This is a genomic window from Marvinbryantia formatexigens DSM 14469 (genome assembly GCF_025148285.1).
GTDB classification, from domain to species: Bacteria; Bacillota; Clostridia; order Lachnospirales; family Lachnospiraceae; genus Marvinbryantia; species Marvinbryantia formatexigens.
In genome coordinates, this window is record NZ_CP102268.1 from 3,426,553 (window position 1) to 3,444,566 (window position 18,014).

Sequence of the window (18,014 nt, forward strand, 5' to 3'; positions counted from 1 at the left end):
ATTGGCAGCAATTTTGCCTCCATAAAAGCGGGTCGGACAAAATTGCTGCCGCTATGCTCGCAAAATCTGCAAAATCTGCCTATCGTCTGCGCCCCGGACAGATGGCGGCAGATTCCATGCACATTTTCCGCATAAAATACAGATGCGTGCATAGTTTCAGAAAATGAATTTGGGGAACAGATAGCAGGAGGTGGAAGAATGGGTGTAAAGTGGACTGAGGACCAGCGGCAGGTGATTGATGCGCGCGGCTGCGACCTGCTGGTGTCGGCGGCGGCGGGCTCCGGAAAGACGGCGGTCCTGGTGGAGCGCATTTTGTCAATGCTGACAGATAAAGAGCATCCGCGGGATATCGACCGTCTTCTGATTGTAACCTTTACCAACGCGGCGGCGGGTGAGATGAAGGACCGCATCCGCGTGGCGATTGAGCAGAAGATAGAAGACTGCCGGGCGGACGGCGGGGAGGAGGAGCGGCTGCTGGAGCATCTGCAGCGGCAGGTCTCCCTGCTTTCCAACGCGCAGATCACCACCATCCACAGCTTCTGCCAGTATGTGATCCGCAACCATTTCCATACGATTGACCTGGACCCCGGACTGCATGTGGCGGACGAGGGAGAGCAGAAGCTGCTGCAGAGCGACGTGATGGATAAGCTGGTGGAGGAAGCCTACGCGGAGAATACGGAGGAATTCCGCTACATGGCGGAGTGTCTGGCGCCGGGGAGGGACGACGCGGCGCTTGCGGAGACGGCGCTCTCGCTCTATCATTTTTCCAGAAGCTTTCCGTTTCCGGAGGAATGGCTGCAGGAATGCAGAGACGCTTACGACCTGTCGGCAGAGGAGTTTGACGAAACAGCGTGGGTGCGGCAGCTTCAGCAGCTCTCCACACAGATTCTGGAGGAGGTGCGGGCGCAGATAGAGGAGGCGCTTGCCATAGCGGAGAGCCCGGACGGTCCTTATCCTTACTGCGATGCACTGGAGGCGGATCTGCAGCTTGCAGACGCGCTTCTGGCAGAAAAAACCTATACGGGACGGTGCGCCGCCATGCAGCAGATAAGCTGGACGCGCCTGTCCGCCAAAAAGGACGCTTCTGTTTCGGAGGAAAAAAAGCAGCAGGTGAAGAATCTGCGGGAGAGCTACAAAAAAGCGGTCGAGGATTTGCGGACGGAATTTTACAGCTCCCCGGCAGAGACGGCGGCAGCCGCAATGCGGGACTGCGCGCCGGTCGTCGCCGGCATCACGGAATTTGTATCCCGGTTTGCCGCGCGTTACGCTGCGGAAAAAGTAAAGAAAAATATGATGGATTTTGATGACCTGGAGCATTTTGCGCTGCAGATTCTGGTGACGCGCAGGGACGGGAAGCTCTGCCCGACGCCGGTGGCGGAGGAATTTGCCGCGCATTACGAGGAAATCCTGATTGATGAATACCAGGACAGCAACCTGGTGCAGGAACTGATTCTGACCAGCATTTCCAAAAAACACAGCGGCGGCCACAACCTGTTTATGGTGGGCGATGTCAAGCAGAGCATCTACCGCTTCCGTCTGGCGCGCCCGGAGCTTTTCACGGAAAAATACGACAGCTACCGCACCGGGGAGCCGCAGGCGGCGCAGAGACGCATTGACCTGCACCGGAATTTCCGCAGCCGCAGCCAGGTGCTGACCTTTGTCAATTTCCTGTTTGAACAGATTATGGAAAAGCATCTGGGAAATGTGGAATACGACGATGCGGCGGCGCTCTATCCGGGGGCGGAGTTTGCGCCCGGCGACGATGACGCCTTCCGCGACACCGAGGTGCTGCTGATTGACGCGGAGGCGGAGGAGGAAAAAGAAAAGCCGGAGGAATCTGCGCGGGAGCTGGAGGCATATGCAGTCGCGCAGAGGATTGCCGGAATTGTCGGAAAGGAGCTGGTGTGGGATAATGCACTGGGCGCTTACCGGAGGGCAGAGTACCGGGATATCGTGATTCTGCTGCGCACCATCCAGGGCTGGGCGGAGCCGTTTGCAAAGGTGCTGACGGAGCAGGATATCCCGGCGCACACCGGCTCGCGCACCGGCTATTTTTCCACCACGGAGGTGCAGACGGTGCTGTCGCTTCTGCGCGTCATTGATAATCCCAGGCAGGACATTCCGCTGACGGCGGTGCTGCACTCCCCGATTGTGTGGCTTTCCGCCGGGGAGCTTGCCGCCATCCGCAGCGCTCACCCGCAGATGCCCTTTTACGAGGCGTGTATGCAGGAACCGTCGCTGGCGGATTTCTTTGCGATGCTGGCAGAATTCCGCCGCATGGCGGCTTACACGCCGATACACGAGCTGCTCTGGTATATTTTTGAGCGCACAGGCTATGCGGCATATGCGGCGGCAATGCCGGGCGGCAGCCAGAGGAAGGCGAATCTGGACATGCTGGTGGAAAAGGCAATCGCCTATGAGCAGGGAAGCTACCGGGGATTGTATAATTTTGTCCGCTATATAGAGAATCTCCATAAATACGATGTGGATTTCGGGGAGGCGGCGTCCGGGGAGCAGGAAAATGCCGTGCGGATTTTAAGTATCCACAAGAGCAAGGGACTGGAATTTCCCATCGTGTTCGTCTGCGGCATGGGTAAGCAGATGAACCAGTCGGACGCCCGCAAAAGCGTGGTGCTGCACGCGGACCTCGGCATTGGCTGCGACCGGACGGACCCTAAGCTTCGCATACGCAGCGCCACGCTGCTGAAGCGCTTTATGAAACGATATACGGTGCAGGAAAATCTTGGCGAGGAGCTGCGCGTCCTCTACGTGGCGCTGACGCGCGCGAAGGAAAAGCTGATTCTGACGGGAACAGTCACAAAGCTGGCGGATAAGCTGCAGAAATGGGGGCAGGTATGCCGCAGAGAGGGGACGGTGCTTCCCTTTACGCTGCGCGCGCACGCCTCCACATACTGGGACTGGCTGATTCCGTCCCTGCTGCGCAACCGGTGCTTTGCGCCCCTGGCGGAGGAATACGGCGTGTACCAGGACCACAGCCACCCGCTGTTTTCGCGGGAAATTTTCTGCCGGGTAACGTATCTGCCGGTGCGGGAGCTGACCGGCGCGGAAAAACAGCGTCAGAAGAAGCTTTATATGACCAGGGAAAAGCTGCTGTCGCTCTCGCCGGAGGCGGTATTTGACGCAAAAGCGGCGCAGCAGCTTGCAGAAAACCTTTCTTTCTGTTATGCTTACGGGGGAGAGGAGAAGATTCCGGCAAAGGTGAGCGTGTCCGAGCTGAAAAAGTATGCGCAGTTTGATGAGCTGGAGGACGGGGAGCTTCTGTTTGAGGAGCCTGCCCCGGTGCCGCTGATTCCGGAATTTCTGCAGGAGAAGAGCGAGGTGTCCGGCGCGGCGCGCGGTACCATTTATCATAAGCTGATGGAATGCCTTGATTTTACGTTGTTTGCGGATACCTCCGTGCAGAAGGATACAGCAGAAATGCGGCGGTTTCTGGAGGCGGAGACCGGGCGGCTGCAGCGGGCGGGTCATCTGAAGGCGGAGGAGGCGGAGCTGATTTCGGAGAAGAAATTGCTGGCGTTTCTGAAGCATCCGCTGGCGCAGCGGATGGCGCAGGCGGCGGTGCGCGGGCAGCTTTTCCGCGAGCAGCAGTTTGTGCTCTCCGTTCCGGCGGGCGATATCCGCCGGGAGTGGCAGGCAGGCGGTCCGGTGCTTATCCAGGGAATCATCGATGCATATTTTATCGAGGACGGACAGATCGTTCTGGTCGATTACAAGACGGATTTTGTGAAATTTGAAGAAGCATCTTCCCTCTATCGCAAATATGCGGTACAATTAGACTATTATGAAATTGCGCTTACGCGCCTTGCGCATCTTCCGGTCAGCGAGAAGCTGATTTATTCTTTCTGTCTGGACTGCACGCTTGACGGGCGGAGCGACGGCGCCGGACGATGAATTACTGCGGGGCGGGACGGCGCCGGACGATGAGTTACTGCGGGGCGGAGCGACGGCGCCGGACGATGAGTTACTGCGGGGCGGGACGGCGGCACCGGACGATGAGTTACTGCGGGGCAGAATGACGGCACCGGACGGTGAGTTACTGCGGGGCAGTAACGGCGTTGAGGAGATAAAGTTGAGGAGATAAAAATGTCAGAATTTATCAGAAAGCTATATCATAACAGAATCGTGCGCTACATCTTTTTTGGCGGCTGTACCACGATGGTAAACTTTGTCAGCTACTTTATTCTGCGGACAGTTCTGTCCGTGGACGTCACAAGGGCGAACTTTTTTTCCATCCTGCTTTCGATTTTCTTTGCCTATGTGGTAAATAAGATTTTTGTATTCGAGAGCAAAACACAGGGTCTGCGCGAGCTGCTGTCAGAAATGGCGGGCTTTGTCGGGATGCGCGGCATCACCATGTTTATCGAGATTTTCGGCACGGTGCTGCTCAGCAGCGTCTGGGGCATGAACGATATGCTGGCGAAGCTGCTCATCCAGTTTGTTGTGCTGGTGCTGAACTTTGTGTTCAGCAAGATATTTGTGTTCAGCGGAAAAAAGAAGGAGTACACCATGCATGAGAAGCGCGCCGCCATCCGCAAGAAGCGCTGCATCTGGATTTCGTTCGCCATTCCGGCGGTGACGATGCTGGTCGCCTATATTGTCAATGGGGTGTATCCGTTTGGCGACCACGGCGTGCTGATTATCGATTCCCTGCACCAGTATCTGCCGTTTTTCACAGATTTCCAGCAGAAGCTCTCCGGCAGCGAGTCGCTTCTGTATTCCTTCGGCGGCGGTCTGGGCTACAATATGTGGGCGACGCTTGCCTATTATCTGGCGAGCCCCTTCAATTTCCTGCTGACGGCGGTCTCGATGGAGCACGTCATGGACTTTATGGCGTATCTGATTCTGCTGAAGATCGCGCTGTCCGGGGCGGCGTTCGCCTGGTATCTGTCTGAGCGGGGAGAAGGAAAGGACTATCTGCCGGTGCCGTTTGCCTGTATGTACGCGCTCAGCGCCTTTATGATTGGCTACTATTTCAATATCATGTGGCTGGACAGCGTGATGGTGCTTCCGCTCGTGATGATGGGAATTGAGCGCATCTGTGAGGGCAAAAGCGGAAAACTGTTTACCGGCGCCCTGTTTTACGGGATATACTGCAACTACTATATCGGATTTATGCTGTGCCTGTTCTCCTGCCTGTATTTTCTGGCAAACTGGGTGGCGGCGCGGAAATTTACATTTAAAAAATTCGTCACCTCCGGGCTGCGCTTTGCCTGGCATGCGCTCCTTGGCGGCGGTATGGCGGCGCTGGTGCTGGTTCCGGCGTACCTGGCGCTGGGAATGACGGAATCGGCGGGCAGCAGCTTTCCGTCGAAAATCAAATTTTATACGGACGGCATCACGCAGCTCACCGGGCATTTTGCGCTGGTCGAGCCGATTAACATCTACGACGACCAGTCCGGCGTAAATATTTACTGCGGCGTCATCATTTTAATTCTGGTCATCTTATATATTTTAGATAAGGAGCTCAGCTTTAAGGAACGTCTGTCAAAGGTCGTGCTGATGGGCATTCTGCTGCTCAGTATGAATTTCAACATGCTGAATTATATCTGGCACGGCTTCCATACACAGAACGGTCTGCCGAACCGCTTCGCGTTTATTTATATCGGCGTGATTCTGGTGATGGGATTCGACGCCCTGCGGCATATCCGCAGGCTGGACGTCTGGCGGCTGGCAATCTCCTGGATTCTTCCGGTGGCCTTTGCCGCATACTGCATGTACGCCAATGTCGGAGAGCGGGAGTGGTACGTCTATGTGGTTACGCTGTCCCTGCTGGCGGTGTACGGCATTCTGCTATTGTTTTTGCAGGGAATGGCAAAGGGCTTTGCCGTGGTAAAGACCATCCTCATTTCCCTGATGTCGGTGGAAATGGTGGCGACCGGTATTTACGGCGTCTGCATGAACGGCACGGTCGGCAGAAGTACCTATGTTAATGAGCAGAAGGCGTACCAGACCCTGATGGCGCGGCAGGAGGACGGAAGCGGATTTTACCGCAGCGAGATTGACAGCCAGCGGATGCGCAACGAAAATATGTTTATGGGCGCAAACGGTGTGGTGCTGTTTTCCTCGACTATGCCGGAGGCGACGGTCAATCTCTGCCGCAGCATCGGCATGGAGGCGCGCACGAACAAGACCGGCTACAACGGTATGTCGAAGCTGTTTAACGATGTCTTCGGCGTCCGCTATGTGGTTTCCAAATCGGGCGGCGATACGCTGTACCAGATGCAGAAGGTGGATTACGAGGAGCCGCTCACGCTGTATAAGAATGAGGATGCGCTGTCGGTCGGCTTTATGGTATCATCGGATATCAAAAACTGGGATATCAACGATAAGCTGCCGATGAAGGTGCAGGATGATTTTGCCACGCTTGCGACCGGGGTGGATTTCTTCTACACGCTGCGCGAAGCGTACTCCCTGGAGGAGGGACCGACGTACATCATCCGCCTGCATCCGGGCGAGCAGACCTACATCGAGTTTACCGAGAATGTGGAGAGCATTACCATTAAAACGCCGCAGTACGAAAAGACTATCAATAATTATACGAAAAATGTCTTTAATCTGGGCACCGTCACGGAAGAGGGCGAGGCCAGCAAGGCGAATATTACGATTAAATATAAGGAAGGAAAGGATACGCCGGTTCCGGTGCGCGTTTACACCTGCACGGACGAGGAGTATCAGGCGGTTTATGATAAGCTTGCCGCCAACCAGATGGAGAATGTACAGGAATCGGGCAATAAGCTGTCCGGCACCATTCATGTGGACGAGGCGGGCACGCTGCTGCTGACGATTCCCTACGACGAGGGCTGGAAGGTGCTCGTGGACGGTGTGGAAACAGAAACTTACCGCGTGGGCGAGGCGCTGACGGGACTGGATCTGGAACCGGGCGACCACGAAATTTCCATGACCTTCACTCCGGAGGGACTGTGGCTGGGCAGCTTTCTGTCACTGCTCTGCGTGGTGCTGTTTCTTGCGACCTGCTATGCGGAGCGCAGGCTGCAGGGACGCACTGTCCGGCCAGGACGCGGCAGAAGGACGGAGCAGATGGCGGAAGCGGAAGCATAAAAAGGGAGGTTTTCATGATTTATCAGAGACTATGTGAGATAGCGGGAGCGGAAAATGTGTGCAGGCAGGAGCCGATGAGCAGACATACGACGTTCCGCATCGGCGGACCGGCGGATTATTTTGTGCTGCCGCACAGCAGCGGCGAGCTTGCCGCTGTGATTGCCCTCTGCCGGGAGAGCGCTGTGCCGTGGTACGTTATCGGCAACGGCAGCAATCTCCTGGTGGGCGATAAGGGCGTGCGCGGCGTTGTCATACAGCTTTTTAAGAATTTCCAGAAAATCGTTATTGAAGAGGAAACGGCGGTGCTGCAGGCGGGCGTGATCAATTCTCTGGCGGCAAAGCGTCTTCTCGATGCGGAGCTTACCGGATTTGAATTTGCCGCCGGGATTCCGGGAACCATCGGCGGAGCCGTCGTGATGAACGCCGGCGCCTACGGCGGGGAAATGAAGGACATCGTTTCCAGTGTGACGGTACTGGACGAAAACGGAGCGCTGCAGACGCTTCCGGCAGATGAGCTGGAATTTGGCTACCGCACGAGCATCGTTGCCCGCAGGGGCTATGTGGTGACGGAGGTAACGCTTGCCCTTCAGCGGGGGTGCCGGGAGGAAATCGCGGCGCGCATGGAGGAGCTGAAGGAGCGGCGCATCACGAAGCAGCCTCTGGAATACCCCAGTGCCGGCAGCACCTTCAAGCGCCCGGAAGGGTACTTTGCGGGCAAGCTGATTATGGATGCCGGTCTGCGCGGATTTTCCGTCGGCGGGGCGCAGGTTTCCGAAAAGCACTGCGGCTTTGTCATTAATACCGGCGGGGCGACGGCGGCGGACGTTGTGGCGCTGATGGAGGCGGTGCAGGATACCGTGGAGAAAAAATTCGGCGTGCGTCTGGAGCCGGAGGTAAAGCGGCTGGGAGAATTCTGATGAGAAGAATTGCGCAGGCGTATGAGGACTGCGGACAGCAGGTGTGAGCAAATCTCATTCGCGAAGCGAATTTTAAATGGATTTGCGAAGGTTGCTGTGAACGGATGGAACAGTAACCGGATAAAGAGCTGCGAAGAGAGGGAGACAGAAGATGAGACTTGTGATTGTGACCGGCATGTCGGGTGCCGGGAAGGTAAGCGCACTGAAAATATTGGAGGACATGGGCTATTATTGTGTGGATAATCTTCCGATTCCGCTGCTGCCGACGTTTGTGGACCTGGTGTACACGCAGAGTGCAGAGATTACGAAGGCGGCGATCGGCATCGATATCCGCAATGGAAACGGGCTGCAGGATATCGGCGGCTATCTGGAGCAGATAGAGAAATCCGGCTGCGCCTACGAGATCCTGTTTATGGACGCCTCGGACGCCACGCTGATAAGGCGCTACAAGGAGACGCGGCGCGTCCATCCGATGACGGGCGACCGCAGGATAGACCACGGAATCGAGGAGGAGCGGCGGCAGCTTGCGTTTCTGAAAAAGAAAGCGGATTATATTATCGATACCAGCAATCTGCTGATCCGCGAGCTGGTGCGCAGCTTAAACCAGATTTTTGTGGAGAATCAGGAATTTAAAAATATGGTGGTGACGATTGTGTCGTTCGGCTTTAAATACGGCATACCGACGGACGCGGATCTGGTGTTTGATGTTCGCTTCCTGCCGAATCCGTATTATGTGGAGGAGCTGAAGACGCAGACGGGCAACGACCTGCCGGTGCAGGAATATGTGATGAACTGCAGCCAGGCGGGAACGTTTCTCGCAAAGCTCACCGACATGGTAAATTTTCTGATTCCCAATTATGTGCTGGAGGGAAAAAACAGCCTGGTAATCGGAATCGGCTGCACGGGCGGAAAGCATCGCTCGGTGACGATTGCAAATAAGCTTTTTGAACAGCTTGCGGGCGAGACAGAATACAGCGTGAGGATAGAACACAGGGATATCAACCGGTGACAGCTCCGGGAGGAGGAGAGCGGATGTCTTTTTCCGGGAATATAAAAGAGGAGCTTTCCAGGCAGATACCGGCGGCCAGACACTGCCGGATCGCCGAGATCGCGGCGATCATCAGTCTGTGCGGCGGCGTGTCGGTGTCGGCAAATGAGCGCTTCTGCTTAAAGGTGCAGACGGAAAATCTTTCTGTCGCAAGAAAATACTTTACATTATTGAAAAAAACATTTAATATAGTAGTTGAGCTTTCTATAAAACAAAGCAGAGGGCGCAGCAGGAACCGTGTGTACATGGTATATGTGAAAAGGCACGGGGATACAGTGCGTATTCTGCAGGCAGTGAAGCTGCTGAAGGGAGACGGACTGGATTATATGGGCGCAGAGGATGCGCAGGATATCACAGACAGTCTGATTATACAGCAGACCTGCTGCAAGCGGGCGTTTTTGCGCGGCGCGTTTCTGGTGGCGGGTTCCGTCAGCGACCCCCGTAAATTTTACCACCTGGAGTTTACGTGCACGAGCGAGTACCGTGCCCGGCAGATACAGTCGGTGCTGAAGTCATTTGAACTGGAGGCGAGAGTCATCCCCCGCAAGAAATACTTTGTGGTATATCTGAAGGAGGGGGACCAGATTGTGGATGCGCTGAATGTAATGGAGGCTCACCAGGCACTCATGGAACTGGAAAATATCCGTATTTTAAAGGATATGCGAAACACGGTGAACCGCAAGGTGAACTGTGAGACTGCCAATATTCACAAGACAGTGAATGCGGCGGTAAAGCAGATTGAGGACATCAGGTATATCCGGGACACCAAAGGATTCGGCGATTTATCGGAAGGTCTGGCGCAGATGGCAGAAATCCGGTTGGCCCATCCGGACGCGACATTAAAGGAATTAGGTATGCTTTTGACTCCTCAGGTAGGAAAATCCGGCGTGAATCACCGGCTGAGAAAGCTCAGTGAGATAGCCAGTGAACTGAGAGATAATAAGGAGGAGAAACATTATGATTAAAAAACCTATTACAATTCAGATTGCCAACGGCCTGGAAGCAAGACCGGTTGCACTTCTGGTACAGGTGGCGAGTCAGTATGACAGCCAGATTCATGTAGAAGTAGAAGGCAAACGTGTAAATGCGAAGAGCATTATGGGCATGATGACGCTTGGACTTGAGACCGGAGAGAAAATTGTTGTCGAGGCAGAAGGCTCCGACGAAGAAGAAGCAATGAACAACATCGAAAAATACCTCAGTACACATTGACATACATAGAGCACAAAAGGCGAAATTGGAAGAGCAAAAGGAGACACCGGGACTGCCGGCGTCTCTTTTTTGTTTGCGCGTCATGGGCGCGCTCTAACGGGTGCAAGTCCCGAACATGCCCGGATAGTGGAAAATGTATAGCTGAACAGCAAGGGTGTCCATCGTGAGGTGGAATCTGAAGGAAGCTGTAGGCAAATCTCTGGTCCGACGGACAGAAATCGCATATAAGGCTAGGCTACGAGAGATAAGCTGGCAGAAAGCAACGAAGTCTAATAACTATCACGTTAGTAGTAGCAGAGTAAATGCGGCGGATATATGGAGAGAAAGAGCGTGCACCTTAAGCGTGGAGGTCTCACAGAGGTTCCATCAGCCTAGTAACAACGAACTGTGAGAAGTCAGCAGAGTCCATAGTAGTGAGGAAGTCTCAGTAATGGAGATGGAGCGAAGGGGCGAACAATCAATCAGTTTGAGTAGGTCTCGTGTTGCAGAAGAGACAGACATCCGCCGTAACCAATCGGGGAAAAGATGGTCAAATCAAGCGAGACGGAAAGGAAAGAACGCATGGACACAAGTAGTCTAATGGAGCAGATATTATCCAGAGATAATCTCAACAGAGCGTACCTGCAAGTCGTACGAAACAAAGGTGCAGAGGGAGTGGACGGAATGAAGTACACGGAACTTAAGGAGCACCTTGCAAAGAACGGCGAAATCATCAAGGAACAGCTGAGGACAAGGAAATATAAGCCTCAGCCAGTACGAAGAGTGGAGATACCAAAGACGGATGGCGGTGTCAGAAATCTGGGAGTACCAACAGTAACAGACAGATTTGTACAACAAGCCATAGCACAAGTGTTAACACCAATCTATGAAGAACAGTTTCATGACCACAGTTATGGATTTAGACCAAACAGATGTGCACAGCAGGCAATCCTTGCGGCACTCGACATGATGAATGACGGAAATGACTGGATTGTAGATATTGACCTGGAAAAGTTCTTTGACACAGTAAACCATGACAAGTTAATGACTTTAATTGGCAGAACAATCAAAGATGGAGATGTTATCTCTATTGTAAGGAAATATCTTGTAAGCGGAATCATGATAGATGATGAGTACAGGGAATCAGTTGTGGGAACACCACAAGGAGGAAATCTTTCTCCGCTGTTAGCAAACATCATGCTCAATGAACTCGATAAGGAAATGGAAAAGCGAGGGTTGAACTTTGTAAGATATGCGGATGACTGCATTATCATGGTAGGAAGCGAAATGTCTGCAAAGCGGGTGATGAGAAATATATCACGTTTCATCGAAGAGAAACTGGGACTCAAGGTCAACATGACCAAGAGCAAAGCAGACAGACCACAAGGGTTAAAATACCTTGGATTCGGATTCTACTATGACCCAATGGCACACCAATACAAGGCTAAACCACATGCAAAATCAGCTGAGAAATTTAAGAAGAAGATGAAAGAACTCACCTGCCGTAGCTGGGGCGTTAGCAACAGCTATAAGGTGGAGAAACTCAACCAACTCATCAGAGGATGGATAAACTACTTCAGGATAGGAAGCATGAAAACGCTCTGTAGAGAACTGGACGGAAACATCAGATATAGATTGCGCATGTGTATATGGAAACACTGGAAAACTCCCCAGAACAGAGCAAAGAATCTGATGAAACTTGATGTACCAAGATGGGCGGCATACAATATCGCTTATTGTGGCGATAAATACGCTCGTCTCGCACACAATGGCTGGATACAGAAAGCTATAAGTACAAAGAGACTAACCTCATTTGGATTAGTCTCAATGCTGGATTACTACACCGAGAGGTGTGTCACTTGTTAAGTTGATTGAACCGCCGTGTACCGAACGGTACGCACGGTGGTGTGAGAGGTCGGAATTTCTCATTTAAGAGAAATTCCTCCTACTCGATTGCTATGACAATTATTGCGCTTTCGTCATTGATGATGCCGTTTTTTCACTTCACTTTCCGGGAAATGGGGATTAATATAAATCTGAGGGAATGCACAGGCAGTGTATTCCCGGAAAACACGGGAGAGAAAAAAATGAAGAACGACCAGCGCGGAAAAGATATGTGGAATACCATTTACGCGGAAAGCCAGCCGGTGGATTTGCGGGAGAAGACGCTGAGTGTGGAACCGCTTTTTGACACCTGCCTGATGATGTTTGCAGGAAAAACAAACCAGGTACTGGATTTTGGCTGCGGGACAGGCGATATCCTGTTCCAGTACGCACAGTACAAAAGACACCCCAAAGGCGCGGGAATCGATTCTGCGAAGACGGGCGTTTCCTTTGCCAGGGAAACCGCCAGAATGAGCGGATACAGCAACCTCCATTTCTTTGAGGGGGATGAATCCTTTCTGGACGTCTTTGAAGCGGGAAGGTTTGACGGCATTATCCTGTCCAATGTGCTGGATGTGATGCCGGAGAGCATCGGATATCAGACTGCGGTAAAGCTGAACCGTGTTCTGAAGGAGGGAGGATACTGGTTTATCAAGCTGAATCCCTTCTATACCACACAGGAATTAAAGGATATGGAGTATGAGGAAATGGGACCTCATATGTACGGAGAGGGCGGTATTCTGCGGCTGAAGCAGGAGCCTACGCCGTACTGGATGGAGATTTTTCAGAAAATCGGAAGCCTGGAGCGGTATGTGGAGTTTCCCTATGAATGGCAGCCGGGAATGAACAGGCTCTTCTTAATCAGAAAAACCTCCGCCTCTTAAAAATTGCCTTACAGCACCTCTTTTTTCATATATAGTATAACACGCAGCTTCCCCCTCCTCTGTATCTGCAGAGGAGGGGGAAGCTGCGTATCAATGATTATTTATAAAATAAAGAGAAAGGCGATAATTGTATATGCAGGATTATTTGTTATATCTCGGAATCGTTTCTACATCCAGTTTGTTGTTGGGGTTCTCGTTATAGTACGGGAAGCGGGCAACTGTTGCACGGATTTTAATCTGGTTGGTTCCCGGCTCGCCCCACAGTACATAAACCTCTGTACCCTCTTCGCAGAATGCCAGGTCAAGCTGACACTGGGATATCATTTCATGATAGTAAAGGCTCATCATACGGCCGCTGTTGACGCCAATCATATTTCCGTCTGCATCCAGAACCTTGTCCTGATGAATCGCCACACGGTAATCCTTCGCCAGGTCGTTCGGCTCATCGATAGGAGCATACGGGTTGTCGGTAAACTGGGAGGCATAAACCTTCAGAATATCGTCGTGGTTCCATACAAGGGAAACCATTTTGCGCTTGCGGTTGGCTTTCATCTTTTCCAGCGCTTCTCTGCCGACAAAATCATGGTCGAATTTTACGCAGAAGCCCCATCCCAGAGAATACGGGTCTGTATATCCGGCAGTTTCCCTGCCGACGCTGCCGCTGACATTTCCGGTGTTGTCCGGAAATCCCGGAATATCGCAGGCAAAATGATAGGAGGTCTGGGGATAACCGCAGATAGTATGCTCCATCATATAAGAATGCCATCCGAGACGGCGGATACCAAATTCTTCGCCCGCACGGTAAATCAGGTCATACAGCTCATAGGAGTCTTCCGTATCGCCGTGAAGCTCATACGCAAGCGTGCCCGCCATACCCATTCTGGCGATACGCACCGTCTTTCCGTTGATGGAGGTATTGCGGAAGGTCATGAATTTGACGTCATGCAGATCCTCCTTCGTCACTTTTTCCAGAAGCTCCAGACTTCTCGGTCCGCCTATCTGGAACAGGAATTTCTTTCCGGTCAGGTCGGTCATTTCCATATCATAGTCGGCAGCCTCTTCCTTATAGTAAGCGGCAAGAGAAAGCATAAAGTAGGTATCATACGTATTTTCATCCAGACGGAACAGCATACCGTGGCTGGTGATGATGCCCTCCTCATTGCAGGTGATAGCGTGCTTTCCGGTGCCGACCGGGAAATTCTCGAAGGTGCAGGTGCAGTGCTTCATCATGAATTTTGTTGCGTCCGGCCCCTGGAAGCGGTAATACGGAGAGCAGCTCAGTCCTGCATGGAGATAGACGGTCTTTTCCCAGGAAAGCTGCTCGTCGCGCCATCCGGTGTATTCATACGGCTGTACATACGGTATGAAGAAATTGTAAAAAAGGTGCTTTACATCAGAGTAAGGCGGCTCAAACGGTGAGTAGAAGGTTTTTGCCTCCTTGGGGGCGGGAGCGATTACACATTTGTTTTTGTACTCCTCGTCATTGATTTCTTTAAAAACATAATTTGCTGCCATAATTATCCTCCTTGCAATTTTTGTTTTATGGCTGTCAGATGTGGACGGATTCACTCCAGTCATCATCGTCATAAGAAATATCGTATTTCATGGAGCCTGGTTCCATACTGCCGCTGAGCATTTCGTGATACTGCTCTGTCAGCGACAGCTCTTCCTCTTTGTCCTCCGGCATGGGACTTTCTGTCAGGATACTGCCAAGCTTTTTGACCGGCGCCCACCAGTCGGTTGTGGTGCGTTCCTCTTCCGGGACATCCTTTCTGCGCTTCTTTACCAGAAGGGAATCGATTTCGGGATATGCAGCGATAGCGTTCATATCCTCCCGGAAATTGCCGCCCACATATTCAAACGTCATCATGATAAATTCATTCAGCTTGAAATAGTATTGATTCCGGATACCGTGAACCCAGAGGATCTGCTGCATCTCTGTATCGGGATTCAGCCATTTCTGAAGATATTCTTCACGTTTTTCCGGAACAATGTAGATGATTTCCGCTACCCGTTTCATGTTGCCTCCTTTCCATGAGCTTTCGGAATGGTGTTTTCTATTCTGAAAGTGTATGTGTTCTTGATTTGATGATACAAGTATAGCAGGACTGCGGGGCGGTTTCATCGGACAGACGTCAAAAAAACGCCGCCCCGTTTTGGGAAATTTTCCAAAACGGGACGGATGCGGGCAGGAGAGGAGATTTCCGCCGGAGGCAAAACATTCCGGATTAAGATTACCGGGCTTCGCCGGATTTTTCCGTAAATTCCTTTACGCCGTATTTTTCACGGTACTGGTGCAGCGTCAGCCCGGTCGCCTGCTTAAATCTTTTGCCGAGATAGCTCTGGGAGGTAAAGCCCAGATAATTTGCAATCGCGCTGTAGGAATACCGGGAGTAGGTCAGCATATTTTTAACCAGCCGGATTTTTTCCTGCAGAATGTATTCGCTGATGGTGATGCCCTCCTCCTTTTTAAATAAATCGGACAGATAGCTTGCATTCATATATAATTCCTTTGCGACGTCCGAGGTGGACAGCTTTCCGTGTAGATGGGAGCAGATATAATCCTTGCATCTGCTGATTCTGGAATCCGGCGGATGCTCTGAGCTGCGCGCTTCCCGCTGTTCCTTCAGCTCCTTTACCAGGACCGTGTACTGGTATTCCGCCTTTCTGCCGAGAGAGAAAGCGGCCTCCGGGTTTTTCGCCTCCTCGATCTGATTGATATAGCTGTCGCTGAGCGAAAAGGCAATATCCGGGATGACGCCTCCGCGGATAGCGGCTCTGGCGCCCAGGGTGACAAGAACGATTCCAAGATTCTGGCAGTGGCGCAGAGGATCTTTGGCAAGCGTTCCCACACGTCCGATATAATCCTCCTCCCAGCTTTTGGTAAGCTGTGCCACGTCGCCGTTTTCGATGCTGGAGAGCTCCCGGATTTCCTGGTCGTAAGGATTGTGCCGGGAGGAGGCTTCCTGGTTCCGGAACACAATGTCCGTAAAATTTTTCTGCACCTCGCTGGCTTCCGCCTGCTCCAGACAGTTCAGTTCAGACGCCTGGTTCAGTGAGAGGATGCTGTTATGGAAGAGATTGTGCACCAACAGGCTTTCCTTTAAAAGGACATAGGGCGTGCAATGATAAAGCAAGAGCCGCTGCTCCTCCGGGACAGATAATGTCTCTGGCAGCCGGTGCTTATACCGGGTGCCGCCAGGGAGCAGGACGGGACCCATCAGGAAGATCTCTGCTCCGGCAACGGCTGTGGCGTAGGCGATGGAATGGTCGTCCGCCGAAAGCACAGGACAGGCGTCCTCCGCCGTCTGAAGCAGAAATGGAAGGAGCTCTGCGGATTCGCTCTCAGGCTGCGCCGTCAGATCCACACGCTCACATACCGTTTCCAGAAGCTCGCCCTGCCGGGTATACCGCCGCACAATGGTGTGCAGTTGCCTGGAAAGGTATTGCATCAGATAAGTAATATTCATCGTTGTTTATCTCCGTTTTCATGATAAAGATAAGTATATCATATTTTCCAAAGAAAGTGATAAACAACTAAAAAAAGTGATATAGATTGAACCGCCCATTGCGTAAAATAAAACCAGCAAAGCAAAAAACGGAGGAAAAATAATGAACGCGAAATTATTTATTACCGATAGAAAAGGAACGCTGACGGAAAAGAACGTGTCCGCCTTTGCGGATGACGGTGTGGAAAATGAAGTGCTGAACATTTATGAGAATGTGCAGTATCAGACGATGGAGGGCTTTGGCGGAGCCCTCACCGATTCGGCGGGATATGTATTTTCCCGCATGAACGGAAAACAGCAGGAAGAGCTGCTTACGATGTACTTTGACGAATCGCATATGGGCTATAACCAGGTGCGGATTCCTGTGGACAGCTGTGATTTTTCGACGCATCTTTACGAGGCGGCGCCCGACCGGGAGGATGAGAATCTGGAAGGATTTTCCTTTGCGGATACGGAAAAATATATTCTCCCTCTGTTGGAGAGGGCACAGAAAAAGGCGGGAAAGAAGCTGAAGATCATGCTTTCCGCCTGGTCTCCGCCGGCATACATGAAAACGAACGGAAGCCGGACGGGAGGCGGCTCCTTAAAAAAGGAATACCGGAGGCGGTGGGCCGCATATCTTTGCAGATATGTGGAAGAATACCGGAAGCGGGGCTATGAGGTCGTCCGCATGACCATACAGAACGAGCCGAACGCCGTGCAGAAGTGGGATTCCTGCCTGTTTACCGCGCAGGAGGAAAAAGAATTTCTCAGGGATTATCTGGTTCCGGCGCTTCGTGAGCGCGGGATGGAGGATATAGAGCTTTTTATCTGGGACCATAATAAGGAGAGGGTCTATGAGCGGGCAAGGGATACGATAGACGACACCACGGAGGATATGATTTCCGGGATCGCTTTTCACTGGTACAGCGGAGACCATTTTGAGGCGCTGGATATGGTGCGTCAGAGATTCCCGGAGAAAAAGCTGATTCTTTCGGAAAGCTGTCTGGAGTTTGGCAGGCATGACCGGGAGGCGCAGCTGGAAAATGCCGGAAAGCTGGCGCATGACATGATTGGGAATCTGAATCATGGCATGTCGGGGTTCTACGACTGGAATATCCTGCTGGACGAAAACGGCGGTCCCAACCATGTGGATAATTTCTGTGATGCGCCGTTTTTATATCATCTGGAGGAGGGCAGGCTGGAAGAGCGCATGTGCCTGAAATATTACTGGCATTTTGCACATTTTATCAGACCCGGCGCCGTCCGTCTGGCAGTTACCAGATACACGGACGCTCTGGATTTTACGGCATGGAGAAATGCGGACGGCAGGCTTGTGTTTGTGATTTTAAACAGGTCGGAGAATGCGCGCCCCTGTTATCTCAGAGTACGCGGACAGGTTCTGGAAATAGAGGCGGAGGCACAGAGCATTATCAGCGGAGAAATCTGAAAAAAATTTTCCTCCATCGCTTGACAATACAAAATATATGTGTTATATTACAAATAGAACAAAAGAAGATGG

The 18,014-nt window shown here is 52.2% G+C and carries 13 protein-coding genes; 10 read left to right on the forward strand and 3 right to left on the reverse strand.

What is annotated here, in order from left to right:
- Positions 1 to 198: 198 nt before the first annotated feature.
- From addA to NQ534_RS15985, 9 genes are all read left to right on the forward strand, one after another.
- Positions 199 to 3,912 carry a helicase-exonuclease AddAB subunit AddA gene (gene addA / locus NQ534_RS15945; protein WP_006862773.1) on the forward strand — a complete coding sequence of 1,238 codons (3,714 nt, stop codon included), beginning with the start codon at positions 199 to 201 and terminating at the stop codon, positions 3,910 to 3,912.
- A complete protein-coding gene (locus NQ534_RS15950) occupies positions 3,881 to 4,102 on the forward strand; it encodes a hypothetical protein (RefSeq protein ID WP_006862774.1) in 222 nt (73 codons plus the stop codon). Before addA ends, NQ534_RS15950 begins: the two co-directional genes overlap by 32 nt.
- 2 nt (positions 4,103 to 4,104) lie before the next feature.
- On the forward strand, positions 4,105 to 7,080 hold the full coding sequence (locus NQ534_RS15955) for a GtrA family protein (RefSeq protein ID WP_006862775.1): 2,976 nt from the start codon (positions 4,105 to 4,107) through the stop codon (positions 7,078 to 7,080).
- 14 nt (positions 7,081 to 7,094) lie between these two features.
- A complete protein-coding gene (gene murB, locus NQ534_RS15960; RefSeq protein WP_006862776.1) occupies positions 7,095 to 7,997 on the forward strand; it encodes a UDP-N-acetylmuramate dehydrogenase in 903 nt (300 codons plus the stop codon).
- Positions 7,998 to 8,148: 151 nt separating this feature from the next.
- On the forward strand, positions 8,149 to 9,006 hold the full coding sequence (gene rapZ, locus NQ534_RS15965) for an RNase adapter RapZ (protein ID WP_006862777.1): 858 nt from the start codon (positions 8,149 to 8,151) through the stop codon (positions 9,004 to 9,006).
- 23 nt (positions 9,007 to 9,029) lie between these two features.
- A complete protein-coding gene (gene whiA, locus NQ534_RS15970) occupies positions 9,030 to 10,010 on the forward strand; it encodes a DNA-binding protein WhiA (RefSeq protein WP_006862778.1) in 981 nt (326 codons plus the stop codon).
- The gene (locus tag NQ534_RS15975) at positions 10,003 to 10,257 is read left to right on the forward strand and encodes an HPr family phosphocarrier protein (RefSeq protein ID WP_006862779.1); all 255 of its coding nucleotides are present in this window, start codon (positions 10,003 to 10,005) and stop codon (positions 10,255 to 10,257) included. Before whiA ends, NQ534_RS15975 begins: the two co-directional genes overlap by 8 nt.
- A 561-nt stretch (positions 10,258 to 10,818) precedes the next feature.
- On the forward strand, positions 10,819 to 12,102 hold the full coding sequence (ltrA, locus tag NQ534_RS15980; RefSeq protein WP_157200741.1) for a group II intron reverse transcriptase/maturase: 1,284 nt from the start codon (positions 10,819 to 10,821) through the stop codon (positions 12,100 to 12,102).
- A 221-nt stretch (positions 12,103 to 12,323) separates the two neighbouring features.
- Positions 12,324 to 13,004, forward strand: a complete 681-nt coding sequence (locus tag NQ534_RS15985; RefSeq protein ID WP_040785712.1) for a class I SAM-dependent methyltransferase — start codon at positions 12,324 to 12,326, stop codon at positions 13,002 to 13,004.
- A gap of 141 nt (positions 13,005 to 13,145) precedes the next feature.
- Here NQ534_RS15985 and NQ534_RS15990 read toward each other — a convergent pair whose 3' ends face one another.
- The 3 genes from NQ534_RS15990 to NQ534_RS16000 form a co-directional block, all read right to left on the reverse strand.
- Positions 13,146 to 14,519 (reverse strand): aminomethyltransferase family protein, encoded by a 1,374-nt coding sequence (locus NQ534_RS15990; protein WP_006864655.1) that lies wholly within the window; start codon positions 14,517 to 14,519, stop codon positions 13,146 to 13,148.
- Positions 14,520 to 14,553: 34 nt separating this feature from the next.
- Positions 14,554 to 15,024 (reverse strand): hypothetical protein, encoded by a 471-nt coding sequence (locus NQ534_RS15995; protein WP_006864656.1) that lies wholly within the window; start codon positions 15,022 to 15,024, stop codon positions 14,554 to 14,556.
- A 214-nt stretch (positions 15,025 to 15,238) separates the two neighbouring features.
- A complete protein-coding gene (locus tag NQ534_RS16000; protein ID WP_006864657.1) occupies positions 15,239 to 16,474 on the reverse strand; it encodes an AraC family transcriptional regulator in 1,236 nt (411 codons plus the stop codon).
- 142 nt (positions 16,475 to 16,616) lie between these two features.
- Here NQ534_RS16000 and NQ534_RS16005 point away from each other — a divergent pair, with 142 nt between their 5' ends.
- Entirely contained in the window at positions 16,617 to 17,942 is a 1,326-nt protein-coding gene (locus NQ534_RS16005; RefSeq protein WP_006864658.1) for a glycoside hydrolase family 30 protein, read from the forward strand.
- The last annotated feature ends 72 nt before the right edge of the window (positions 17,943 to 18,014 follow it).

Coding starts and splice junctions, on each gene's coding strand:
- NQ534_RS15990 (WP_006864655.1), bottom strand. CDS start 14,519: ATGGCAGCAAATTATGTTTTTAAAGAAATCAATGACGAGGAGTACAAA.
- murB (WP_006862776.1), top strand. CDS start 7,095: ATGATTTATCAGAGACTATGTGAGATAGCGGGAGCGGAAAATGTGTGC.
- addA (WP_006862773.1), top strand. CDS start 199: ATGGGTGTAAAGTGGACTGAGGACCAGCGGCAGGTGATTGATGCGCGC.
- NQ534_RS15955 (WP_006862775.1), top strand. CDS start 4,105: ATGTCAGAATTTATCAGAAAGCTATATCATAACAGAATCGTGCGCTAC.
- ltrA (WP_157200741.1), top strand. CDS start 10,819: ATGGACACAAGTAGTCTAATGGAGCAGATATTATCCAGAGATAATCTC.
- whiA (WP_006862778.1), top strand. CDS start 9,030: ATGTCTTTTTCCGGGAATATAAAAGAGGAGCTTTCCAGGCAGATACCG.
- NQ534_RS15975 (WP_006862779.1), top strand. CDS start 10,003: ATGATTAAAAAACCTATTACAATTCAGATTGCCAACGGCCTGGAAGCA.
- NQ534_RS16005 (WP_006864658.1), top strand. CDS start 16,617: ATGAACGCGAAATTATTTATTACCGATAGAAAAGGAACGCTGACGGAA.
- NQ534_RS16000 (WP_006864657.1), bottom strand. CDS start 16,474: ATGAATATTACTTATCTGATGCAATACCTTTCCAGGCAACTGCACACC.
- rapZ (WP_006862777.1), top strand. CDS start 8,149: ATGAGACTTGTGATTGTGACCGGCATGTCGGGTGCCGGGAAGGTAAGC.
- NQ534_RS15985 (WP_040785712.1), top strand. CDS start 12,324: ATGAAGAACGACCAGCGCGGAAAAGATATGTGGAATACCATTTACGCG.
- NQ534_RS15995 (WP_006864656.1), bottom strand. CDS start 15,024: ATGAAACGGGTAGCGGAAATCATCTACATTGTTCCGGAAAAACGTGAA.